26 protein-coding genes and 1 other annotated feature are annotated in these 23,395 nt (G+C 42.1%); of the genes, 7 read left to right on the top strand and 19 right to left on the bottom strand.

Going from position 1 to position 23,395, the window contains the following annotated elements; all coding sequences use genetic code 11:
- Positions 1–48 precede the first annotated feature (48 nt).
- Positions 49–317 (bottom strand) — a binding site (T-box leader).
- Between the two features lie 83 nt (positions 318–400).
- The 4 genes from ACO1PF_RS09005 to ACO1PF_RS08990 all read right to left on the bottom strand — a co-directional run bounded on the left by ACO1PF_RS09005 (position 401) and on the right by ACO1PF_RS08990 (position 4,161).
- Positions 401–1,048, bottom strand: a complete 648-nt coding sequence (locus tag ACO1PF_RS09005) for a copper homeostasis protein CutC (RefSeq protein ID WP_423188721.1) — start codon at positions 1,046–1,048, stop codon at positions 401–403.
- Positions 1,045–2,403: an APC family permease gene (locus ACO1PF_RS09000; RefSeq protein ID WP_423188720.1), complete on the bottom strand. Its 1,359-nt coding sequence runs from the start codon at positions 2,401–2,403 to the stop codon at positions 1,045–1,047. The genes ACO1PF_RS09005 and ACO1PF_RS09000 overlap by 4 nt, the downstream gene beginning before the upstream one ends.
- A gap of 164 nt (positions 2,404–2,567) precedes the next feature.
- Positions 2,568–3,167 (bottom strand): GNAT family N-acetyltransferase, encoded by a 600-nt coding sequence (locus tag ACO1PF_RS08995; RefSeq protein ID WP_423190536.1) that lies wholly within the window; start codon positions 3,165–3,167, stop codon positions 2,568–2,570.
- The gene (locus ACO1PF_RS08990) at positions 3,157–4,161 is read right to left on the bottom strand and encodes a serine/threonine protein phosphatase (protein ID WP_423188719.1); all 1,005 of its coding nucleotides are present in this window, start codon (positions 4,159–4,161) and stop codon (positions 3,157–3,159) included. Before ACO1PF_RS08990 ends, ACO1PF_RS08995 begins: the two co-directional genes overlap by 11 nt.
- A gap of 141 nt (positions 4,162–4,302) precedes the next feature.
- Here ACO1PF_RS08990 and ACO1PF_RS08985 point away from each other — a divergent pair, with 141 nt between their 5' ends.
- Both ACO1PF_RS08985 and ACO1PF_RS08980 read left to right on the top strand, forming a co-directional pair.
- Entirely contained in the window at positions 4,303–5,145 is an 843-nt protein-coding gene (locus ACO1PF_RS08985; RefSeq protein WP_423188718.1) for a hypothetical protein, read from the top strand.
- Between the two features lie 2 nt (positions 5,146–5,147).
- Complete coding sequence (locus ACO1PF_RS08980; RefSeq protein WP_423188717.1) at positions 5,148–5,585, top strand: VOC family protein; 438 nt, start codon at positions 5,148–5,150, stop codon at positions 5,583–5,585.
- 46 nt (positions 5,586–5,631) lie between these two features.
- Here ACO1PF_RS08980 and ACO1PF_RS08975 read toward each other — a convergent pair whose 3' ends face one another.
- The 8 genes from ACO1PF_RS08975 to ACO1PF_RS08940 form a co-directional block, all read right to left on the bottom strand.
- The gene (locus tag ACO1PF_RS08975) at positions 5,632–6,543 is read right to left on the bottom strand and encodes an alpha/beta hydrolase (RefSeq protein WP_423188716.1); all 912 of its coding nucleotides are present in this window, start codon (positions 6,541–6,543) and stop codon (positions 5,632–5,634) included.
- Positions 6,544–6,568: 25 nt separating this feature from the next.
- Positions 6,569–7,030 carry a CBS domain-containing protein gene (locus ACO1PF_RS08970; protein ID WP_423188715.1) on the bottom strand — a complete coding sequence of 154 codons (462 nt, stop codon included), beginning with the start codon at positions 7,028–7,030 and terminating at the stop codon, positions 6,569–6,571.
- 107 nt (positions 7,031–7,137) lie between these two features.
- Positions 7,138–7,287: a hypothetical protein gene (locus tag ACO1PF_RS08965; RefSeq protein WP_423188714.1), complete on the bottom strand. Its 150-nt coding sequence runs from the start codon at positions 7,285–7,287 to the stop codon at positions 7,138–7,140.
- A 193-nt stretch (positions 7,288–7,480) separates the two neighbouring features.
- Entirely contained in the window at positions 7,481–7,927 is a 447-nt protein-coding gene (locus ACO1PF_RS08960; RefSeq protein ID WP_423188713.1) for a hypothetical protein, read from the bottom strand.
- A gap of 124 nt (positions 7,928–8,051) precedes the next feature.
- Positions 8,052–9,257, bottom strand: coding sequence for an acetate/propionate family kinase (locus ACO1PF_RS08955; RefSeq protein ID WP_423188712.1), 1,206 nt, complete (start codon positions 9,255–9,257; stop codon positions 8,052–8,054).
- 234 nt (positions 9,258–9,491) lie between these two features.
- Positions 9,492–9,857, bottom strand: coding sequence for a thioesterase family protein (locus ACO1PF_RS08950; RefSeq protein WP_423188711.1), 366 nt, complete (start codon positions 9,855–9,857; stop codon positions 9,492–9,494).
- Positions 9,858–9,945: 88 nt separating this feature from the next.
- Positions 9,946–10,215 (bottom strand): hypothetical protein, encoded by a 270-nt coding sequence (locus ACO1PF_RS08945; protein WP_423188710.1) that lies wholly within the window; start codon positions 10,213–10,215, stop codon positions 9,946–9,948.
- A 1,385-nt stretch (positions 10,216–11,600) separates the two neighbouring features.
- Positions 11,601–12,164, bottom strand: coding sequence for an NADPH-dependent FMN reductase (locus tag ACO1PF_RS08940; RefSeq protein ID WP_071848211.1), 564 nt, complete (start codon positions 12,162–12,164; stop codon positions 11,601–11,603).
- A 184-nt stretch (positions 12,165–12,348) separates the two neighbouring features.
- Here ACO1PF_RS08940 and ACO1PF_RS08935 point away from each other — a divergent pair, with 184 nt between their 5' ends.
- Entirely contained in the window at positions 12,349–12,909 is a 561-nt protein-coding gene (locus ACO1PF_RS08935; protein WP_423188709.1) for a TetR family transcriptional regulator, read from the top strand.
- A 61-nt stretch (positions 12,910–12,970) separates the two neighbouring features.
- Here the strand turns inward: ACO1PF_RS08935 and pgeF are convergent, their stop codons facing one another.
- Positions 12,971–13,696, bottom strand: a complete 726-nt coding sequence (pgeF, locus tag ACO1PF_RS08930; RefSeq protein ID WP_423188708.1) for a peptidoglycan editing factor PgeF — start codon at positions 13,694–13,696, stop codon at positions 12,971–12,973.
- 43 nt (positions 13,697–13,739) lie between these two features.
- Positions 13,740–14,474: an ion transporter gene (locus ACO1PF_RS08925; RefSeq protein ID WP_423188707.1), complete on the bottom strand. Its 735-nt coding sequence runs from the start codon at positions 14,472–14,474 to the stop codon at positions 13,740–13,742.
- A 177-nt stretch (positions 14,475–14,651) separates the two neighbouring features.
- Between ACO1PF_RS08925 and ACO1PF_RS08920 the strand changes: the two genes are divergently transcribed.
- From ACO1PF_RS08920 to ACO1PF_RS08910, 3 genes are all read left to right on the top strand, one after another.
- On the top strand, positions 14,652–15,185 hold the full coding sequence (locus tag ACO1PF_RS08920; protein ID WP_423188706.1) for a DUF2975 domain-containing protein: 534 nt from the start codon (positions 14,652–14,654) through the stop codon (positions 15,183–15,185).
- A gap of 62 nt (positions 15,186–15,247) precedes the next feature.
- Entirely contained in the window at positions 15,248–15,781 is a 534-nt protein-coding gene (locus ACO1PF_RS08915) for a hypothetical protein (protein ID WP_423188705.1), read from the top strand.
- A gap of 15 nt (positions 15,782–15,796) precedes the next feature.
- Entirely contained in the window at positions 15,797–16,006 is a 210-nt protein-coding gene (locus tag ACO1PF_RS08910) for a helix-turn-helix domain-containing protein (RefSeq protein WP_423188704.1), read from the top strand.
- Between the two features lie 342 nt (positions 16,007–16,348).
- Here ACO1PF_RS08910 and ACO1PF_RS08905 read toward each other — a convergent pair whose 3' ends face one another.
- Positions 16,349–17,452 carry a Glu/Leu/Phe/Val family dehydrogenase gene (locus ACO1PF_RS08905; protein ID WP_423188703.1) on the bottom strand — a complete coding sequence of 368 codons (1,104 nt, stop codon included), beginning with the start codon at positions 17,450–17,452 and terminating at the stop codon, positions 16,349–16,351.
- A gap of 160 nt (positions 17,453–17,612) precedes the next feature.
- On the opposite strand from ACO1PF_RS08905, the gene ACO1PF_RS08900 reads away from it, so the two are divergent.
- Positions 17,613–18,500: a LysR substrate-binding domain-containing protein gene (locus ACO1PF_RS08900; protein ID WP_423188702.1), complete on the top strand. Its 888-nt coding sequence runs from the start codon at positions 17,613–17,615 to the stop codon at positions 18,498–18,500.
- A 49-nt stretch (positions 18,501–18,549) separates the two neighbouring features.
- Here ACO1PF_RS08900 and ACO1PF_RS08895 read toward each other — a convergent pair whose 3' ends face one another.
- The 4 genes from ACO1PF_RS08895 to lpdA are packed head-to-tail and all read right to left on the bottom strand — an operon-like array spanning position 18,550 to position 23,386.
- Complete coding sequence (locus ACO1PF_RS08895) at positions 18,550–19,935, bottom strand: dihydrolipoamide acetyltransferase family protein (RefSeq protein ID WP_423188701.1); 1,386 nt, start codon at positions 19,933–19,935, stop codon at positions 18,550–18,552.
- A 13-nt stretch (positions 19,936–19,948) separates the two neighbouring features.
- Entirely contained in the window at positions 19,949–20,935 is a 987-nt protein-coding gene (locus ACO1PF_RS08890) for an alpha-ketoacid dehydrogenase subunit beta (RefSeq protein ID WP_423188700.1), read from the bottom strand.
- A gap of 24 nt (positions 20,936–20,959) precedes the next feature.
- On the bottom strand, positions 20,960–21,949 hold the full coding sequence (locus tag ACO1PF_RS08885; RefSeq protein WP_423188699.1) for a thiamine pyrophosphate-dependent dehydrogenase E1 component subunit alpha: 990 nt from the start codon (positions 21,947–21,949) through the stop codon (positions 20,960–20,962).
- Positions 21,950–21,970: 21 nt separating this feature from the next.
- Positions 21,971–23,386, bottom strand: coding sequence for a dihydrolipoyl dehydrogenase (gene lpdA / locus ACO1PF_RS08880; protein WP_423188698.1), 1,416 nt, complete (start codon positions 23,384–23,386; stop codon positions 21,971–21,973).
- Between the last annotated feature and the right edge of the window lie 9 nt (positions 23,387–23,395).

The following is a 23,395-nucleotide window of genomic DNA, read 5'->3' as shown; positions in this document are numbered from 1 at the left end:
CCAATTGTTTCAGACAATAAAAAACGCCCTTTTCGAGTCCTCTGACTCAAAAAGGGCGACTAATTTAGTTAAGTTAGCGCGGTTCCACCTTTGTTTGTTGTTTTATTACTAAAACAACCTCTACCAGTACTTAAAAGTCCAAAACGGCTCCTGCATACTGTGGCACTGTACCGGGTGCAACCGGAAATAGCTCATGACATCACTCACTACTTCTGCTCAAAGACCATTTTCCAAATCGATTATCATGCTCCCTTTCACCCAACGGAAGCTCTCTGAGATGATACTCTGATCTGTACTTATCTTTTCAACGCTCATTTATTTCTCATTATTTTTTTGTTTTCCTTTAATGATTAGAATCTTAACAGATTACTCGATCATCTGTCAACACTTTTTATTGAAATTATTTAATGTGAGTCAATGGTACGATTTGGGTTCCATGAAATTGAGTCGCATGGATCTCCGCCTTAGCTTCATCCAGGTTCTCATGAGTAATACCGCCACCGGGCAGAATTTCCATCTGTGATCCGGCTCGTTCGATCAGTTCATTAATGACTGCTTTATGCTGCAGGGCAGTTCCGACCGTCCCGCCTCTGGTCAGTAGTCGGGTACACCCGGCCTCGATCAACCAGTCTAATGCTTCGGGTTGTTTTTCTTTTGAGATAGCATCAAAAGCCATATGGAAAACGCTTTGTCTGGATCCGGAAATGCGGATCAGTGTTTCTACAAACGATTTATCAATGTCTCCCTGCTCTGTTAAACAGCCAAAAACAATGCCATCGGAACCATTCTTTATTGCCTGCATAGCTTGCTCAAGCATTTGACTTTTTTCAGTCTCGCTATAAACGAACGATCCACCGCGCGGTCTGATCATGGAGACGACTTCAACGCCACGTGGATGCGCGTACCTTATGGTTTCTAACTGAACAGCGTCTGTCGGTGTCGTTCCACCCACAGCCAGGTTGTCGCACAGTTCAATACGCTCGATCCCCAATTCAATCGCTTCAGGTACATGCGTAAAGTTTTCTGCACAGAACTCTCTCTTGATCACAGCGACATATCCTCGCCGCTATTACCTCTAACGCCATACAGATAACCTAGTACACAGACAGCTCCTGAGAAAAGCAAGAACACTGGACTGTAGACCGGGTTGGAGATAACACCCCCAAGTAAGATGACAAGTGAGCCGATGACGCCTAAAACAGGTGCAACGGTCCCTAAAAAGGTGCTCTTGATGATACCAGTTTTTTTCAATCCCATGACTTTAACGTAAAGTAAAATGTATGCCACGTAACTGAAGACGATCGCGATTTCACTGATGTCTCCGCCCGCTAATACATCAAATCTCATGGTCAAGTAATGCACGACCAGCCAAAAGACGGTGATCAAATAGGCAGATAGCGCAGCATAAGGTGACAGTCCTTCTTTATCACTAATTTGGGCAATCTTTCCACTAAAAGGTATCATACTTTTAGATGCCAATGTTTGCGGCAATCGAATGTATCCAAGTGAGATGCCGTTGACCACGCCTAGGATGGCTATCAAGACAAAGGTCAAGAGGATTTTCTCTCCACTTGCGCCAAATATGGAGTAACCAATTTGACTGATGGCCTGATCTCCTGCGGATAAAATATATTCTGTCCCGACAATGGCAATCATACCTAAGAAAAAGGCCAGATACACACCGAGTACTATAAGCGGTCCAACCGTCAAGGCGATCGGCATGTTTTTATGATGCTGCTTCACTTCCTGCGTGATGGAAGTTGACACGATCCACCCGTCAAATGAAAAGGCGATCGGTGCCAGTGCAGCCAGGAAGCCCCAGCCAACAGCACTGGATTCTACTACTGCAACCCCTTCAGGTAAAGCAGGTGTTCCTTGTGACCAGAATAAACCGATCAATGCGACCCCAATTAAAGGAATCATTTTTACAACAGTCGTGACGTTTTGAAAACGACCACCAAGTTTATACGACATATAATTCATTAAGAAGAAAAAGCTTAAATAACCAAATCCCAGTAATGTTTGTAGTTCCAGCGTAGGAGTCACATTCAATAAAGAAATAGTATAAATACCTGAAACCCAACTCACCACAGCCGTAATGGTTGGAAAATAAACGAACAGTTGAAACCACCCAAAGGCACTCGCAAAACGGGGTGAAACAAACTCTTCATAGTAGGAGATGACTCCTCCTCTTTTTTGGGATCGGCTTGCTAATTGAGACATCGTAATACTGCCAAAAATAACACAGAATGCACCAATCAGGAAGACTAAGATGCCTAACCAGACACTCCCACCGGTTGCCTGTAATATATCATCGGATTTGAAAAATATTCCCGAACCGATACTTATTCCGACGATCATCGAAATAGCTGTACTTAATCCATAATGTTCTCTTTTCTCCATCTGGACTCCCTCCTTCAATTTTCTATTTGTTTGACATGTTATTTGTCATTACCCCACTATAGCAAAAAATCAGATTAAAAAATAGTAGGACTTATCAAATGTTCTAAAAATAAATAAAGCATCCAATATTCTGGATGCTTCAGTCCGTCATTTATAAATGCACTTTATTTTTTAACCATAAAATAGTAGGACTTACGTTCATGTTCACGACATTCTTCAAAGCCGTATTTCGTGTATAAATGCCTAGCACGTTCATTGTCTTTCAGTACGTACAAACTTAATTTCAGGGTCTCGGCATGCTTTTCTTTTAACTGCTCGATTTCTTCCATCAATCGGTGACCGATGTGTTGATTCCGTCTGGATTCCTTCACAGCGATAAAGTCAATATAGAGTTCATCTCTGTCTGGGTCGCGGTTAGTTTTCGCTGCTTCTTTAACGAAAAGTAGCAGCTGCTTCATTCCCAAGACACGAACGGCTGCCAGCACTTTTGCAACAAAAGAAACAGTTATTTTTTTCCGTTGGTTCAGCGTAACGCCGAACCCCCCCACCACTTCGTCAGCTTCTTTCAAAACGTAAGGCTGCATCCCAAACATCTCATATTCTTCTAACCAGAGCAGCTTCATGAGTCTTTTGGCTGTTTCTTTGGATAAACCCGTCTCTTCCGTAAATTTTTCCGCAAACGCGTTACTTAAAAGCTCAGCAACCTGAAGGATATCTTTTTCCTGCATTTTTTCAAGCTTCATCGTATCATGCTCAATCAACATCTTCACGCATCTCTTCTTCTCTAAAGGCCGCACGTTCTTCCCGCGTTTTTTTCGCGCGCTGCTTTTTAAGCTCAGACAAATACTCCACTACCGGCTGAGGTTTTCTTGTATCAAAAGCCTCGATCGGTTCGGGCCCTCTCATCGTTTCACGCTTGATGTATAAGAAGCCCCTATCATTGACATATTCTTTCCAACGCACTAAGCGGATCATGCCTTCAGTAAGCTCGATCGCTGTGATACTGGCTGGATAAATCCCGCACCCTGTATTGAAATAAGGGATTGTTTTATCTTTAGGAAATTTAAAACGGTGCGTGTGCCCGCAGATCAGCGGCCGCTGATGCTCAATGATCCATTTACTGTAGTTGCGTTCGATTTTATGACGTCTGGAAACATTTTTTACCGGACTTGCCGGATTTTTCATGCCAAAGCGGTGGAAAAACCGCCAGAAATATTTGATTGTAAGCATGGTGAAAAACCAGAATTGATCATTAGGTGCATCACCCTGATGACCGTGAATGACAAACAACTCCTGACTTGTTAAGCGATGTTTCAATATAATCGCTTCCAGCGGTTCGATGCCTTTCAAAAAATCAAAAAAAGTTTCCGTGAATTCATCATAGTTGATGTCCAAGTTTTTTTGAACATATTTCGGATTCTTCAGATAAATGTCATGGTTACCGAATATCCGAATGTAGCGATCATTGTCATAAAAATTTTTAATCATTGCATACACATCTGGATGGGCATTTTTTATGTATTCAAACTCTGAATACTCAAGCAACTCTTCACCGTCACCAATTTCAATAAACGTATAATCATTTGCATAATACTCATTTAAAGCGTGCACAAAAATATTGCGGCTTTTCAAAAATTCATCTGAGACACTACCGTCTCCCCGATGTGCATCACTCATAAACACTATGCGTGAGTCGTCATCAAAATAAACATTTTTTGCTTTTTCATACGCTTCAGTCAAGCGTCGATCCGTAAACATACTTAGCCCTCCTTCAAAGCGTTATTCATAGATTAATTATACGTTATTCAACCCAATGAACGAAAAGGAATGCACTCAATCTTTTTTGTCTCTTAGAAATCAACTATGGTAAAATGAGCTTACAATACGAGGAGTGGTCACATGAAGGTCGGTATCCGCAAAACTAGTCTGAAAAAGTCACTTAAAACAGGGACCACTGGCAAATGGAAACGCCAAGTCAAAAGACAAATCGATCCCTTCTATGGAAAAAAAGGGATCGGCTACATCCGAGATCCTAAAAAGGCCCTTTACAATAAAGTCTATAACAAAACGACCGTCGGGGTGAACCCGCTGACGGGCATTGGCACCTCTTCGTCATCTAAAAAAAGCCCCGCCAGGCAAACTGCTGACTGGAATGAAATCGTGTACACCAAGTACAGAACAGTTGAAAAAGAGGTAGCGGTTGCCTCTCCTATTGAACGCTTCTTCCGGAAACTAACTGGTAAAGAGTCCATTGATACAAAAACGATTGAGGAACAACTAGTTGTCGAACAAGCGACTTACGGCGAAGTGATGACTTTACGCGGGGACGCTCACCTGGGCATCAAAGACTATAATCAAGCGATGTGTTATGTAGAAGAAACGACCGATCCCGAGACTCTTTTCACTTACTTGACTCAAGCTGAAGAGGCCTTATCCCAAACAGTCGAGCTGTCCCGTAACAATTCATTTCTCGTTGCAGAGGGCGATGAATTGGAAAAAACGCTCGCTGATTTTATGCAGAATAAAGACTCTCTCGTAAAAGCGTTTGTGAACAGACACTACGACAGCTGTCTGAAGAATGCGGATGAGCTGAGCTCGGACGAGGACAAACGAAACTGGTACGGCGAAAATTATAAGGAATTAACGCATTATTTCAAGCAGCTCCCTCCCGCTTTAGTTGCTTATATCAATCATAAATGGCAAAATAAAATCATAAGAACAAAACACCTAAAGGAGGAATAATAATGGTTGGCATTGAACTGGATATGGTCGTTCCTGATAGTCTTGAAGCTTTAAAACTCTATGAACAAATCTTTGAACTTGAGCGTATAGAAGTCACTGGTTTTGACAGAGGACAAAATGAAGTCATCTTCAAACTTTATGATCTGAAGATTCACATGCTGGATGAAAATACTGATGTAGGTCTGAAAGCACCGAGTGAAAACAGCTTACTGCCGATGTGGCTTAACGTAACTGTTCCAAATATCGCAGAAACGTTCAGCAAAGCCTTGGATGCTGGGTGTACGACTATTCAACCCATCACTGAGATCCCAGACTTCGGCGTGTCTAATGCCCTATTCGTCGATCCGTACGGCTATCAGTGGCTGCTGCATCAGGTGCATAAAGAGGTCTCGTTTGAAGAACGCAACGCACTATGGGAAGAAAAACTAAAAGAAGACTAATCGTTAAAAGAGAGCTGAACCAGATTTTGGTTCAGCTCTCTTTTAATTATCTGATCAACGATTTAAAATAATCACACTGCATTCTATTCGCTTCCTTCGCCTCGTCAAGACCCAGATTACAATGGAATATGTGGACATACTGCTTCTGACCGGGCTCTCCGTGTTTTTTATATGTTACATTTACACCATGTTGTTTTAATACTTCAACCATCGGTAATGTTTCTTTTCTCAAGAAATCATATTCAGCTGTCATTAAATAAGCGGGCGGAAAGGCTTCTGTGATATAGTCATGTGTCGCTAACTGGTCTTCATATTGTCGCCAGTCTTTGCCTAAGTAGGCTTTAAGCAAAAGAGCCAGCTCTACGTCAGCATGTCCATTATTCTCTTTATCTAATGAGGCCAACTTGTTGTAAATGTTATACATACCGCAGTTTAAAGCCACTCCTTTAAGAGTGAAATTCTCAGGTGGATTAAAGGCAAACAATTCAGCATAGTGTGGATTGGAATAAAGCGTACTGTACTGAAGGGCCAACTGTGCGCCGGCAGAATCACCGACAATGAACAGATTGGATACGTCCATATAATACGTCTCATGGTTGGCCACTACCCACTCCATCACCTGGTTTAGTTCTCCCAGCTGTGTCGGGTATTTTTTCTTAGGTGCCAGTTGGTAACTGGCGTTTACAAACACGAAACCCTGTTTGGCTAAAAACATACCGTAATATAAGTACGTCTTTTTTGTGCCGTATGCATAGCCGCCACCGTGAAAATTAACGATGACAGGTAACTTTTCATTTGTCCCTTTTGGATAGTAGACATCCAGACTGTTGTATTTTTTTGATATTCCGTACTCTATATCATAATGAGCCTGAATCTCTGGATCTACCTCTAAGTCTTTGTCTCGTAACGTGTTGTGAAGGGTAGCTCCTAATTTAAGCCCTAAAGATGCAATAGACATTTACTCTCACCTCCCCAGCAACTTTTTATTTGTTTGCCACGACTCTCGGAATATCCCAGGGCGTAATGATGCCGATCAAATCACTTTTCTTATTGATCTTTTCACCTTTAGCAATGAGTAAGATATACGTCGTTCGCCCTTCCTTGATACGCTCAGAAAAAATTTCTTCGATATCAAAGATGGATTTATCAGAAGAGATGACTTCATAAAAATTCTGTTCATCTTCAACTTCTAAAATATGCTTGACCGTTGTATTTTTTATGGACCGAATATCCTGGTTCATCGCTTTGGCTAAATATTTCGTTACTCCAATGGAAGATATGATACCGACCAGGTTATCCCCATCAAATACGGGAAATTGTGTATAACGGACATGATTAATGACCTCCAGCACTTTTTCAAGTGGATCATTGACGTCAAAAGTCCGGACGCGTTTTAAAAAGACATCTTTCACACGTTTACTGTACTTGATTTTTTCTGTGATCATTTCGATTTGCTCAACAAGAGAATCACTCGGTTGCGCGATCGCCTCATCTCCGTTTATCGTATTGTGCGTGAGTAAGTTTCTGAATTCACGGTAAAAATCAATTTCATCTACATATTTTTCAATGACCTTATCTCGATTTTTGCGGCTACGCCCATAAGTTCTCCAAAGTTGGTCTCCGGATCTCTGTTCACTTTTTTGGCAATCACATTATGTAACTCATTGAAGGCGTGCATAAAGCGTTGATAATTAGTTCCCATGTGTTTCCATCCTTTTCTATCAAAGTATTTTAATTGAATTTATCTGTATCAGCTTGATTTCTGTGATATATCAAGACACCTACCTACATCTTTATATTAATTATAGCATCCAACAAGCTCATCTGGAATAATGACATCCTATATGTAAAAAGAACCCCAAGGACATAATCGCTTGGAGTTCTTCGGTGACTATTTATCTATCATTAAATTTTTTGATTGGCCGACCTTCTAAATCGAACACATACTGGTGTAATTTCTTACTGTCATTCATTGCCAGCATCAAGCGATCACGGTAAGGTTCGGCTAGTTCCTCATATAGTAAAGCTTCATCATGCAAGCCATATTTTTCTCTGATCGAAGCAACTTCGTTTTTATTTCTTGGTTTAGCTTTTGCTTTGGGTAATGGATTTTCTGTTTTCCTTTTCTCTATGCGGTAAATATAATTATCATCGTTATAAATAATTTCCAGAGCGCCTGAATTGGTCCGTTTGTATTCAGCATGAGGGTAATATTCGTTGTGCAGTTCCCACCAGGCTTTGATTCCATTTATCGCTTCTTCTTCACTTGCGTAACTACCATGTTTCTTTTTCACGCCTGTCAGTCGATTTTGCCAATAATTGGTATACACTGTCTGTTCCATTCACTACACTCCTTTAGTTTATATTACCTCTAGTGTAAAGTATTTCTGACTGTTTTCAAATGATATCGGATCGAAAATAACATTTGTTAGAACCTTGTAATTATATTCAATTCCATACCTTATTTTAACTATATACACTTGTTTCTTTTAGCCGTTCGACATCCTGCGCGATCATAGCTTCTTCGTCAGTAGGAATAAGCAATACTTTTACTTTTGATGTTTCAGATGATATTATTTTCTCTTTTCCTCGGCAATCGTTTTTCTCTTCGTCTATTTCTATACCGAGAAAGGACAATTCTTCACTTATTTCTTTTCTCAAAGTGATATCGTTCTCGCCTATCCCTGCTGTGAAAACGATGGCATCCACTCCATTCAACGTGGCAGCATACGAACCAATGTATTTTTTTATTCGATCTTTAAACATTTCCAGAGCTAGAGAAGCTCTTTCATCAGTCGCTTGCACGGCTTTAAGGTCTCTCATATCGTTGGAAATTCCAGATATACCTTTCAATCCTGACTCACTATTCAATATTTCAATCATTTCTGCTATGGTTTTTATGTTTTCCTTTTCCATAATAAAAGGCAACAAGGATACATCAACATCACCTGAACGTGTCCCCATCGTCAAACCTGCTAAAGGCGTAAAGCCCATTGAGGTGTCTACAGATTCCCCGCCTTTAATGGCACAGATCGAAGCGCCGTTTCCTAAATGGCAGGAGATGATTTTCAAATCTTCTATCGGCCTATCGAGCATTTCGGCTGCTCTAAGAGACACATATTTGTGACTAGTCCCATGGTAGCCGTATTTCCTAGCATTATGTTTTTGGTAATACTCATAAGGGATACTGTATAAAAAGTGAACTTTATCCATTGTCTGATGAAAAGAAGTATCAAATACAGCAACACTCGTTATATCAGGCAATATTTTTTTAAAGGCTCTGATCCCCGTAGCATTGGCCGGATTATGTAAAGGAGCCAATTCAGACAACAATTCAATCTTCTGAAGCACATCTGCTGTAACAACGACCGAATCACTGAAATACTCTCCACCTGCCGCTACTCTATGACCTACGCCACTAATTTCATCATAACCAGTCAGAACTGAGAGCTCTATTAATTGCTTGAGTAACATTTGAACTGCTTCTTCATGATCCGTGATAGTAACAGTGCTTTTCAACTGTTTGTCTTCATTGTAATTAATGCTGAAAATCGAATCTTTTTCTCCAATGCGTTCAATAATTCCAGAAGCAACAACTACCTCTTCAGGCATGTCATATAATTTCCACTTCAAGCTGGAACTACCGGCATTGATCGCCATCGTCTTTACCATTTCTATCCCCTTTTATTTCGTATATTTTTATTTTCAGAACTTTACCTTTTAGAATTTCGCTTTCGTTATTTCCGTGTTAACGTTTTCATTAACTAAATCCAGTTTGTCATTTAATGACCCGTTTGTCAATCCTATTTACAATCAGGTAACCTTTTGATAGATTGTGTCATCAAAAATTCTATACAGCCTGACAAAGCTAATCCGTTATGCTTTGTTGGCTGTATACTAAATCTTTTATATGATTTTACTCATGAATTTTTCTCTATCCACAATCGCTCTTTTATGTGTCGCTTTTCCGATCAATTCTTTATCCACATAGGCTTCTATCTCATAAGTAAAGACTTTGCCGCTTTTATCCGTTTGTTTGGCTTCAACTGAAACCACTTTGTTTACGGCTGTTGGTGCCAGGTGCTTGACGTTGATCTCCATCCCGACAGACGTATCATTTTCATTCAATTCGGACGCCAGCAGAGTCATGGCCGTGTTTTCCATGTAGGCGATCATGTGTGGTGTCGATAATACGGGCAATCCCCCCGACCCCACTGCTTCAGCTGTTTCTGTTTCTTTGACTGTGAATATTTTTTCGAATGCATTGAACATTGAAATCCCTCCATCAAATTTATCTAATTAAGAATCCCTTCTTGATTTAATAATAACGAAAGAAGCCAACTTTGCAAAACAGTACAACCTATTCTTTCTTTTTTATGAATGTGATGATCTGTCTTAAAACCAAAGCCAAGAGTGTCGAAGAAAAGCCTAAAAATCCTAGATTCAAGAGAAAACTTCCCAGCGGATAATTAATGGCTAATTCTTTATGAACAGCTCTTAACTCTTGAGGAGAATAAGTGCCAACATCTTGAAGAGGCACGAGATTTACATACAAAAAGAAACCCACAATCATTACTACAGCACTAATGATCAAGCCCCTGACCAACCATTTATTTGTTTTATCCTTCATATCCGTCTCCTTACTCAGGCATTTCAATTCACGCCTATTCAATCTTAGCTCCACCAGTCTATTATCTAAGTTTATATGTGAAAATTCAAGGTCATTTTTTTATCATGTCGTCTTAAAATATAATGTCTTTAATAATTAGCGTAAGATTAGTAAGAAGAAAACTAGACTGTCATATGAGTGATCTCAGGAGGACGTTGAACGAATCAAACCATCTAAATTATAGGTATCAACGAAAACAATCTGAAAAACATATCCTTAATGCTTCCTCGTGATCAGTTGATTGTCATCAACGGGCCTTCTTGATCAGATTAATCAACCTTAACTTTTGATGTGCTGGAAAGATAAGGAAAAAAAGAAAGGGCCGGTGCCCTTTCCTTTTTATCCATCTATACTAGAATGAAAGCAATCGCTTAACGATTGCTCACAACATTAGGGATTTTATTCGTATAAAAGACGAAGTGACTCGTTGCGTGACCTTCAGCTCCTCTTTGCTCGTGCGAAGGGCACGCTTTCGCTCCGTGCGTGACCTTCGTCTTCTCTTTGCTCGTGCGAAGGGCACGCATTGCCTCTGTGTGTGACCTTCGTTTCCTCTTTGTTCGTGCGAAGGGCACGCATTGCCTCCTTGCGTGACCTTCGCCTCCTTTTTCTTTATGCGAAGGGCACGCTTTCGCTCCGTGCGTGACCTTCGTTTCCTCTTTGCTCGTGCGAAGGGTACGCATTACCTCTTTGTGTGACCTTCGTTTCCTCTTTGCTCGCACGAAGGGCACGCATCGCCTCTTTGCGTGACCTTCGTCTCTTCTTTGCTCTTGCGAAGGGCACGCTTTCGCTCCGTGCGTGACCTTCGTTTCCTCTTTGCTCGTGCGAAGGGCACGCTTTCGCTCCTTGTGTGACCTTCGTCTTCTCTTTGCTCGTGCGAAGGTCACGCATCGCCTCTTTGCGTGACCTTCGTCTCTTCTTTGCTCGTGCGAAGGGCACGCATTCGCTCCGCGCGTGACCTTCGTCTTCTCTTTGCTCGTGCCAAGGGCACGCATCGCCTCTTTGTGTGACCTTCGTCTCCTCTTTGTTCGTGCGAAGGGCACGCATTTGCTCCGTGTGTGACCTTCGTCTTCTCTTTCTTTATGCGAAGGGCACGCATTGCCCCTTTGTGTGACCTTCGGCTCTTCTTTGCTCGTGCGAAGGGAACGCTTTCGCTCCTTGCGTGACCTTCGTTTCCTCTTTGCTCGTGCGAAGGGCAGGCTTTCGCTCCGCGCGTGACCTTCGTCACATTTTTACTTCTGCCAAGGGCACGCAAACTCTATTAATTACTCTTTCAAATCAACCTCAACTATAAAATCATTAATAAAAGGTGAACAGGACGATCCTGTTCACCTTCAAATCATATTAAATTAAGCACGAATCGATTTTAAGCCTTTGCTCCAGGCAACGGTTGTTTCAAGTACTGCTTGGATCGTTGGGTTGTGAATTTCTGATGGACGGAAGGTCGACATTTCCTCAAAATCTGTAAACAAGCTGAATCCGCCGACTGGTGCGACTGTTGCCACGTTGATATTAGATAAAATCGCACGCAGATTTAAGGTTGCCGCCACGCCTAAAGTTGAACCGTATCCGACGATGCCGGCTGCCTTGTTTCCCCATTCAGGGCCGATGTAATCGATGGCATTTTTCAGTGAAGGCGTGATCGCATTGTTGTATTCCGGTGTAACAAAAACAAAGCCATCCAATGAATCGATTTTTTCAGACCAGCGAGTAGTTTCATCTTTGTCATAATTCATATTAGCCATAGCCGGTGGCATTGCCTCGTTAAACATTGGCAAGTCGTACTCTTTGATATCAACGAGCTCGAATTCTGCCCCTTCGACATGCTTAGCTTTTTCCAAAATATATTCTGAGACTTGTTTGTTGACACGTGCGTCCCGTGTGCTTCCAGTAATAACTCCTATTTTCACCATATTAATATTCCTCCTAGATTCTATGCGTTCATTAACTAACTCTTAGTAAATCAATTACTTTACTTATTATAAGTTAGCTTGACTAATAATTAAACCAACAGTATAGTGGAAGTGTTGCTTAAGTGACACTTTCAGAAAATTGTATACTAGTTAAAGGCTTTTTAGAAGGAGGAAGAAGTGCCCGATGCAGACAAAAACGGATCCTCGTGTATTGCGCACACACAAGTTGATTACTGACGCTTTTATTATACTGTCTCAGTCAAAATCATTTTCGGATATTTCAGTCAAAGATATTACGGAAGAAGCCATGATCAATCGAGCGACTTTTTACAATCATTTTTTAGATAAGTATGACCTGCTCGAAAAAGTCGTTGAAGAAAAATTATCCTTGAATTTAGGCTGTGACAAACAAAAATCATTACTGACGCTTGAACAAACGATCAAAGAAATCTTCTTATCACTGACTCGTTTTGAAGCATCTCTTCAAGCCCATTCAGCCAATCAGGAAGAAAACGAAACGATTGATTCCATCATCAGAATAGAATTAGTCAATATCTTTTCAAAAAAGCTGACGCAGACTAACCCTTCTATCGAATCAAGGTTATTGGAAAAATTGGCTAAATGGTTGACTGCAACTGTCAGAGGCATGAGCCATGACTGGGCAGAATCCGACCACAGCGAAAGTCCTGAGGAATACATTGCCCCTTTGCTACCGTTTGTTATGTGCGGTATTGAAACGCTATAATCAGTAAAAACACTAAGACGCATATGTCTTAGTGTTTTTTTTGCTTCATTAAATTGAATCCTCAGCTTTTAATCATCGTCAGCAATCCATTCAGCTGATACTCTGCTCCTTCTTGTCTTGCCGAGTGCAATGTTTCATCAGTATAGGTGGACGTTCTCTCCACTTCCATGTTCTCTTCTTTAATACCTGCTTCGATAAGAATCGCTACATTTGCATCGGTCATGCTCATTTTATATTTCTCTCCATTTGGTTTGAAAAAGCTGTCCCTTTTTTCAAAGTCTTCGAACGCTTCATATACTTCTGGACCGACTTCATAATTTTCCTGATCGATCGACGGTCCGACGTAAACGAGCATGTCTTCTCTTTTACAGCCAAATCCTGTCTCCATTTTGTCGATAGCTTTTAGTGCGATTTTTTTCGTGGTGCCGCGCCAGCCGGAATGAACGATGGCCTGTACGCTTTTTATGGGATCGAACAATACGATTGGGGTACAATCGGCGTATTTAATAAGTAAGGCGACATTGGGTCGGCTGGTGATCAGTCCGTCCGTTTCTTTGAACGTCTTGCCATAAATGAAGTCTTCGCCGTTCTCGCTATCTACCACCACAACATGGTCAGTATGCATCTGCTGGCCGGTATATATTTCTGCAGGCTTGATATTCATTTCGGTTAAGAGCTTATCGACATCTTCAACGATTTTGTTCCCGGCTTTTTGATATCTGAAGTTGTAGTCAGAGCCGGCAACTTTGTTTATTAGTCCGTTTTTTTCAAGTAATTTTGAATGCAATTTAAGTCTCCTTATTATATAAGTTTATCTTCAGTTTTATTATTTATAGTTTCAATTTTTCTAGCTTTTTATCTTCCAGTTCTTCGATATAGCCGGCAGTAATGATACTTGTCGGTAAGGCTATAATGATCACACCCACTACATTCGAAAGCATTGAAATCAGCTGTCCTAATGTCGAAGTTGGGTAAACGTCTCCGTATGTGACCGTTGTTAACGAACTCGTTGCCCAGTTGAGAGCATCCATAAACGTTGGAAAAGTTTGCGGTTCAACATTAAAGACTAAGAGCGCTGCAACGAAAATATAAATAATGATCAGCCCGCCTACAAGCATCAATGAATCTTTCTGTTTTTTAATGGCCTGAATCAATAATTCAAAACTTTTGGAATAACGAAAGAGCTTGAACGTTCTAAACACGCGCAATGATCGCGACAACCGCAATAATCTGAATAACCGGAACGATTGGTTTAGAAATGTGAGTGATGGCAGGATCGACAAAAGATCGATAATCGCAAAGGGTGCAAAAGGATAACTGACAAAAGCCGTCAGTGACTTTTTTTCAGGAAACTTAAAGTCCGCTGTTAAAAAGCGAAAGATATAATCCAATGAGAAAAAAACAACCGCAATGATTTCTAATCTCAGAAGGGTTATTGTCTGTTCTTTAAATAGCAAAGGAATCACGCTGATCACGATCATCAAAATATTGACAACATTATATGTTTTACTTTGTATACTGGCATCATCTTCAACATCCAAAATACGGTACAGCTCTTTCCTCATCCCAGTCGCTCCATTCTTCCAGTATTTCAATACTTAACTTAAATTATAGCATATGAATTTTCATCATAAACATCTAATACTTGAAACGAAACAATTAATGTTTATCGATAATTAATTGTTGACTTGTATTAATTATCGATATATACTTTATTTAAATAGAACAAAGGAGTGAGTCACATGAACATCAAACGTTTTCGGACTGTCAGTAAATTACTGTCATGGACTTTAAAAATAATAGGTTCAGTTTTTATTGCCTTTTTAATACTCGGACTGATATTAACACTTTTTGCAGATACTGGAGCATCGTTTACTATAAATATGCCAGAAAATCCGTTCATATCTTTTCAAGATTCGCGCGTAACAGAGGCAGATCATGCATTTACTTCACTAATTATGGCCCCACTATTTCTCGCAGTATACTGTTATATCTTATTTAAAGGCAGTTTCTTGTTTGATCGTTTAGCAAATGGAGAGACGCCGTTTACCTTCGACTTTGCCGAATCGGTAAAATGGATCAGTTTGTTACTGATTGCTTTTGATATTATACTGCCTCTGCTCTACTCATTGATCATCAATATACGGGCAGATGAAGGATTTTATTTCAATTTTGGTCTCTCTTCCACATTCCTGATCGGCTTGATTCTATATACTGTCAGTGGTGTCTTAAAATACGGCATCAGTTTGCAGGAGTTATCCGATGATACGGTTTAATTTGAAAGGAAATATAAATAATGAGATATAGATTCTAAGTACATAAAAAAGGAGTGAGTTTAATGAACGTCAAACGTTTTAGGAATGTTAGTAAATTTCTTTCTTTTGCCCTACAGCTTATTGGTCTATTTTGTATTGCTATTATTCTAATTGGACTGATATTAATGCTTTTTACGGATTCAGGAGCAACTTTCACTGTTGATTTGCCAGAAACTTCAAGATTTTTGATAGACGATTCACGTGTTACTGAAGCAGAACATGCATTTACTTCACTAATTATGGCCCCACTATTTCTCGCAGTATACAGTTTCATCTTATTCAAAGGCAGTTTTTTATTTAATCGTATAGCAAATGGTGAGACACCGTTTACCTTCGACTTTGCCGAATCGGTTAAGTGGATCAGTTTCTACCTTATTGCTTCTGATATTATTATGCCGTTACTCTATTCCTTGATTGTCAATTTGCGTGCTGATGAAGGGTTCTATTTTAATTTCGGGCTTTCTTCCGATTTTCTTATCGGTCTGATTCTCTATATAGTCAGTGGTGTCTTAACATACGGCATCAGTTTACAGGAGTTATCAGATGATACGGTTTAAAGGAGGACGATTCATATGCCTATCGTAGTAAGGTTGGACCGCGTCATGGCGGACCGCAAAATTTCGCTTAAAGATTTAGCTGACGACGTTGGCATCTCCAACGTCAACCTTTCAAAATTAAAGACCGGCAAGGCAGTAGCCATCCGTTTCTCTACTTTAGAAGCTATTTGTGAAGCCTTGGACTGTCAACCCGGTGATATACTCGAGTACGAGAAAAAAGAATAAACTTTATATTCCAGGAAATGGCTCTAATTTTAGTTCGTTAGGCTGATTAAGTAGTGAACTTCACTTATCAGTCTTCTATATCAAGTTCGTTGTCTTATTTGATCTTTGAACTTGATTTAGAACGTCCCTACATGAAGTTCATTAGACTATCCGTTCATTGAACTTCATTCATAGTCGTTCTAGATCGAGTTCACCGGTTGATTCCATCAGCGAACTCAACGATTCACACAAAATGAGCTTATAATAACCTGATTGAGTCATTATTTAGAATTCATTACGATAAAACAAGAAAAGAACCATTCCCTGCTTTTGGGGATGGTTCTTTTCTATCCTAATTGTCTTTTAACGGTTTAAAATCGATTTGCTGTCGCGTGCAAAGATACTCTTCGTATTTCTGACTGCCGTAATGCGTTCTTCGGCTAAAATGTCGGCCGCTTTATAGGTTGGGATACCGTCCCGCTCGGCGATTTTGAATACTTTTTCAATTTGGTCATAGATTCTGTTTACTGATTTACGTGCACGTTCTGCGTTGTAGCCGCCGTTGAATTCATCAGCGACTTGGATAACGCCGCCGGCATTCAGGATATAATCAGGTGCGTAAACGATACCCATTTCGTCTAACTTATCACCATGACGCGTTTCAGCCAACTGGTTGTTCGCTGCACCGGCAATGACCTTGATGCCGGCTTTTTCGATTTTTTTCAAACTCTCGTCATTGATAGAAGCACCCAGTGCACAGGGCGCATAGATGTCTATTTTGATGTCGAACATGCTCTCCGCTTCAACGATTTCACAGCCGAGCTCTCTAGCACGTTCTTTTGGTCTTTCGAAAATATCAGTCGCATAAACTTTCGCACCCTCTTTGATTGCGGCTTCAGCTAACAAGTAACCCACTTTTCCGACACCTTCTACAAGGATCGATTTTCCTTGCAGTGAATCCGACCCGAAGGCTTTTTTCGCGGCGGCTTTCATCCCGACATATACACCGTGAGCTGTGGATGGTGAAGGATTGCCGGAAGTTCCAGGTTTGAGTCCCGTACCTGCGACGTAGTTCGTTTCCTGGTAGATATAATCCATTTCCACTTCGGTGGTTCCGACGTCTGCGGCAGTTATGTAACGGCCATTCAACCCTTCCACAAACCGACCAAAGGCTCTGAACATCGCTTCTTTACTCACTTGGTTTTTAGGATCTTTCAGGATAACTGTTTTAGCTCCCCCAATGGGTAAGCCGCTTGCCGCGTTTTTATATGTCATCCCGCGCGCAAGTCTGAGCACATCTTCGATCGCATCTTCTTCATTTTCATATGTCCAGTAACGTGTGCCGCCTAAACCGGGGCCCAAAGTCGTATCATGAATACATGTGATAGCTTTCAAGCCTGTCTCTTTATCCTGCATAAAGATCATTTGTTCATAATCATGTTCTTCCAAGCTTTTGAATATTTCCATTCCTATAACGTCCTTTCCCTATGTTTAGATTTTTTATTGCCATCGTTTCTTGATTCGATTGCACTATAAGAAGTCATTTAATTCCTAATCTATATTAACCGTTTTCATTATTTCTGTTGTATAATGAATCAATTAGCACATTAGTTGAAGGAGGATCGACTTGGATATCAAACAATTGAAATACTTTATAGAAATTGCAAACACTAAAAATTTATCACAAGCGGCTCGGAACTTATTCCTTACCCAGCCAACACTTTCGTTCACCATTAAAAAATTAGAAGCGGAACTCAATACCAAACTCTTTGATCCAAACGACAAATCGTTCAATCTCACCCAGTCAGGTAAACTTCTGTATACACGAGGGGAGAAGATCGTCACTGACTTTGATACGTTGGTCAGTGAAATCCAGCACATGAGAACGGACTCGAAAGAAATGATACGCTTAGGACTCACTATTTTGTTTGCCATCCAGTATATGCAGCAGATTTCCAATTTTATCGCGACCCATCAGAACGTGGATTTGATCATCACTCAAAACGGGTCCCGCAAAATCCAGGAAATGCTCGCAAACGATGAACTGGATATTGGCTTGGTGTCTTTTCCCAACACCCAGTCGAATGCTATTTCGATCGAGGCACTCAACACGTCGACCAAAGGTTATAACGTGCACGTCGTTGTCCCGGAAAATAACCCCTTATCTGAAAAAGACGTATTGAAGTTTGAAAATCTGAGAGAGCAGCGGTTCTCGACTTTGAACGAAAACTTCATGCTTGGTCAGATGCTTCTGGACCGCAGCCGTCATCTGGGTTTTGAACCGAACATCGTCATGTATCACGACGATTTACAGGTACTGCTGTATAGTTTGCAGACGCTAGATTCCATCTGTTTGTTGCCGATCGAATACAAGGCGATCGGTGCACTGGAAGGTTTGAAATGGATCCCTCTGCAGGATAAAAATGATTACTATCCCATTGGTGTTGCGTTGAATAAAGGGAAATCACCCTCTAAAGCGATCAATGACCTAATTGGTGAAATCAAAAAGAATTGACTGCTTCTGACAGTTTTGCTCACTTAGACGAGTGAGCAAAACTGTTTTTTTAATATAAATCTGATTCATCTGAAAATTTCTGCAGGTTTTCTTTGACATCGTTCAAGAAACGTCCGGCTTGGAGACCATCGATCATGCGGTGATCGATCGATAGGCACAAGTTGATCATATCGGCTGTTTTGAACCCGCCATCTTCTGTTGGGACAAACCGTTTCGTGATACTTTCGACTTGTAAAATCGCTGCCTGTGGGTGATTGATGATACCCATGGATTGGACAGAACCGAAACTGCCGGTATTGTTCATGGTCATTGTGCCTCCTTGACTATCCTGGTTACCTAATTTTCCGTCACGGGCTAAGCTGGCCAACCGGTCGATTTCTTTCGACAAGCCACTGAGTGAATAATGATCGGCATGCTGGATCACCGGCACAAATAAATGTTCCTCGGTGGCGACAGCGACTGAGATATTGATGTCTTTATGGAAGACGATGTTGCCATTGTCCCATGACGCATTGATGATCGGGTGTTTCTTAAGCGCCTGCACCACAGCTTTAACGAAGAAGGGGAAGTAAGATAGTGTGATCCCTTCTTGTTCTTTGAATCGATCTTTCGTTTTGTTTCTTAATTTAACGATATTGGAAACATCTGCTTCCACCATCAACCATGCATGGGGGATTTCGGATGTGCTTTGCACCATTTTCTTAGCGATGGCCTTGCGGATACGGTCAGCCGGGAATACTTCGTCGCGACTTGATGGATACGAAGCAGCCGGTTCGGAAGGTGTTCCAGCTTTTTTACTCATCTCTCTTTTGATCATTTCTTTTTGAGCCTGTAAAGAGGGTTTTGGCAAGTCTCCATTCGCTGTGGGCTGACTCTTCACATCAAAGTTCAAGACATCCTTGCGCGTAATCCGTCCGTGTTTCCCTGACCCTTCAACTTGTTTTAGGTCGATATCTCTTTCTTGAGCGATCCGGACGACTGCTGGAGAGTAGCGCGCGTTTTTATCTGCCATTGGTTTCGACTCTGCAGAAATGGTTTGCTGGCTAGATGCTTTTGTTTCTCTTGCGATTGGCTGTTTTTCGGCTGCTTCATCAATTTCTTTGTTGATATGATCGGTCATCTCTTCTTTTTTCTCAGTGTCAAAAGGACTTTCTGCACCGACAGGTTGTTCCGACTCGCCAGCATCCTCTGCGTCATCTGTTTCAATCGCTACCATCGGCGTCCCAATTTCCACATCGGTATCCAAGTCGATCAAAAATTCTTTGACAATGCCCGAGTAATTTGACGGAATTTCAGTCGTTACTTTATCCGAAACGGCTTCGGCAATGGGATCGTATTTGTCTATTTTGTCGCCTTCAGAAACTAACCACAAAGCAATCGAGGCTTCCGTGACGCTTTCACCCAAGTGAGGCATCTTGATTATCTTTATACTCATCCACTCTTCCTCCTTAAAACTCTGCGAGTTCACGCATGGCATTCAGTACTTTTTCTTCAGTTACCAAAAATTCACGTTCCAAAGCTAGCGCATATGGCATGCTCGGTGAATCCGGACCAGCCAGTCGTTTGATCGGTGCATCCAGGTCAAACAATGCTTCCTCAGCAATAATGGCTGAAATTTCACTCATGATGCTGCCTTCTAAATTATCTTCAGTTACCAGCAGTACTTTACCTGTTTTCTTCGCTGCTTTTACCAGGGTCTCTTTGTCTAAAGGATAAAGGGAGCGAACGTCCACCACTTCCGCTTCATAGCCTTCTTTGCTTAATATTTCAGCGGCTTTCAAGGCGTGATTCAAGACCATGCCGTATCCGATAACCGTGATGTCCTCGCCTTCTCTGACGACATTGGCTTTGTTGATCGGTACGACGTGATCGTCTTCCGGCACATCTTCTTTGAGCAGACGGTACAGGCGTTTATGTTCATAGAACAGAACTGGGTCGTCACAGCGGATAGCTGCTTTGATCAACGCCTTTGCATCACGCGGTGAAGACGGGGTCACGATTCTGAGCCCCGGTTGTCCGAACAACACTTTTTCGGTCGACTGGGAGTGATAAAGTCCGCCACGCACACCGCCACCGTATGGGGCACGGAAAGTGATCGGTGCAGTCCAGTCGCCTTTCGTCCGGTAACGCATGCGGCTCGCTTCAGAAATCAGCTGGTTCACGGCCGGCAGGATATAATCAGCAAACTGGAATTCCCCGATCGCTCTGTACCCAACTGTGCCGAGCCCTACTGCAAGTCCTCCGATCAGTCCTTCTGTCAGCGGGGTATTGAAGCAGCGCTCATCGCCAAATTTCTCAGCTAATCCTTTGGTTACACCAAAAACGCCGCCTTTCATGCCTCCAACGTCTTCTCCAAAAATCACCACTTTTTCATCTCGAGCCATCTCTTCTTCGATTCCTTTATGAATGGCTTCTAAGTATGTCATCATTACCATGGGCTTAACGCATCCTTTCTTCCTTTATTTATCTGCATAGACCTGTTCAAGTATGGTATCTGGTGTTGGATCAGGCATGGCCTCTGCTTCATCCGTCGCTTGGTTGATTTCCTCTTTAAGTTCTTTATCCATTGCTTTCATCTGTTCACGTGTCAGATATCCTTCTTCAATGAGTTGTTTTTCAAACAAGAGCAACCCGTCGTTGTTCTTCAGGTTTTCAATATCTTCTTTGGAACGGTATACAGAGTGATCATCATCCGCCGAATGTGCGGTCAAGCGTGTCACCATCAATTCGATCAAGGCGGGCCCTTTGCCGTTTCGTGCGTCCTCTACAACTTGCTTGAAGGCCAGATATGATTCTACAAAGTCATGACCGTCTACCTGTATGCCCGTAAAGCCAAAAGCCGGTCCGCGGTCGGATAGCTTTTCGCTGGCATACTGTTCTTCTCGTCCGACGGAAATCGCGTAGCCATTGTTTTCAAATACAAAAATGAGCGGCAATTTTTTCACGCCGGCAAAGTTCATGGCTTCCTGCACTTCACCCTGGTTGGCTGCCCCTTCTCCTGTTGTCGTCAGGGTAACGTAGTCTTTCTTACCAAGTTGAGCACCATAAGCGACACCGGTTGCCAGTGGGAACTGCGTGCTGACTGTTGACGAATGCGTCACGATATTATGTTCTTTGGAGCCATAATGGTTCGGCATCTGACGGCCATGGGAAGACGGATCGGCTTCTTTTCCGAGTGAACCGAGCAAAATATCTTTCGGTGTCATTCCCCAGACCAGGCACGGTGTCATGTCCCGATAGTAAGGCAGGAAATAATCTTTATCGTGGTCAAAGGCCATGGCCATCGCCACTTGCCCCACTTCATGCCCCTGTCCTGAGATGTTGAACGATGTCTTGCCGATACGCGTCAGCTGCCATAGCCGTTCATCCAGGCGACGTCCCATTAAAACATGTCTGTAAGCTCCGATGATTTCTTCTTTTGTCAATCCAGCTTCTGCCAGTTTTTTCATAGTCTCTTCACACTCGCTTTCTTATTTATGGATCGCTAATTTGTAGACATCCAGCGCTGCTTCTTGAATAGCTTCCGTCAAGGTCGGATGCGGATGGATCGCTTCGCCGATTTCAAGCGGGGTCGCATTCAAATAGATCGCTGTGCTCATTTCTGAAATCAGATCCGTCGCATGCGGACCAATGATGGACACACCGATCAAGTCATCGGTTTCTTCATCTTTCATCACTTCAACAAACCCGTCAGCAAAGCCGTGAATCAAGGCTTTGCCGTTGGCATTGAAGCTGAATGTTCCCATTTTCACTTTTTTACCTTCCGGCAACGTTTCTTTTGTATAACCCACACTGGCTATTTCAGGTGTCGTATAGGTGCAGCGTGGCACATTCAGATAATTTATCGGCTCACTGGTTTCGTGAACGATGTGTTCAACGGCCAGTTCGCCCTCTTTCATCGCCACATGCGCGAGCTGCAAGGTATCGATGCAGTCCCCGATTGCATAAATGTGGCTCTCTGTCGTCTGGTAATGATCGTTCACTTGGATCCCTTTGGCATCATATTTAATCGAGGTGTTCTGAAGTCCGATCCCATCCACATTCGGTTTTCTCCCGATCGCAACCATTACTTTTTCAAATGATATAGGCGTATCTTTTCCTTTCACAGAAAGGTTCACCTGGCCGTCTGTTTTTTCCACGCCTTCAACGAGCTGGCTGAGTTCCACCTGAATGCCGCGTCTTTTGAACTGTTTGAGCAACGCTTTAGAAACCGTCCTGCTTTCGTTGACGATCAGTCGATCTAGTGCTTCGAAGATCGTGACTTTGACACCCAAACTGTGAAGAAGTGACGCCCACTCGACACCGATCACGCCGCCGCCAATGATGGCGATGGATTCCGGCAGTTCTTCAAGTTGTAGCATCCCATAAGAGGACAAAATGGTTTCTTCATCCAATGGCAGATGCGGCAAGGTGGCCGGACTTGATCCTGTAGCAATGATCAGTTTTTTGGACACATAGATTTCTTCTTCTTTGTCTTCGTCGTCAAAGGTTACGGCTACCGCACCAGAGACCGGCGAAAAAATCGACGGGCCTAAAACAGCACCTTTGCCATACACCACTTTGATCTTGTTTTTCTGCACCAGGGCCTGCACACCCTTGTAAAGCTGGTCAACTATGGCTTGTTTTCGTTCGTTCACTTTCGCAAAATCGACTTGAACTGAGCCACTGATGTCTACGCCGTATTCTTTTGCGTTCTTCAAGGTGTCCATCACTTCCGCACTTCTAAGCAGCGCTTTTGTTGGGATGCAGCCCCAGTGCAGACACGTTCCACCGAGCTTGTCCTGTTCAATCAGTACCACGTCCATGCCCTGCTTTGCTGCCTGTATAGCTGCGACATAGCCGCCTGTTCCGCCACCAAGTATTAGCAGGTCTGTTTCTATCGCCATCGCTTTCCC

Origin of the sequence: Alkalibacterium sp. f15, from assembly GCF_049389645.1 — a bacterium.
In the GTDB taxonomy this organism is placed as follows: domain Bacteria; phylum Bacillota; class Bacilli; order Lactobacillales; family Carnobacteriaceae_A; genus Alkalibacterium.
This window is presented reverse-complemented; position numbering and strand designations above follow the sequence as displayed.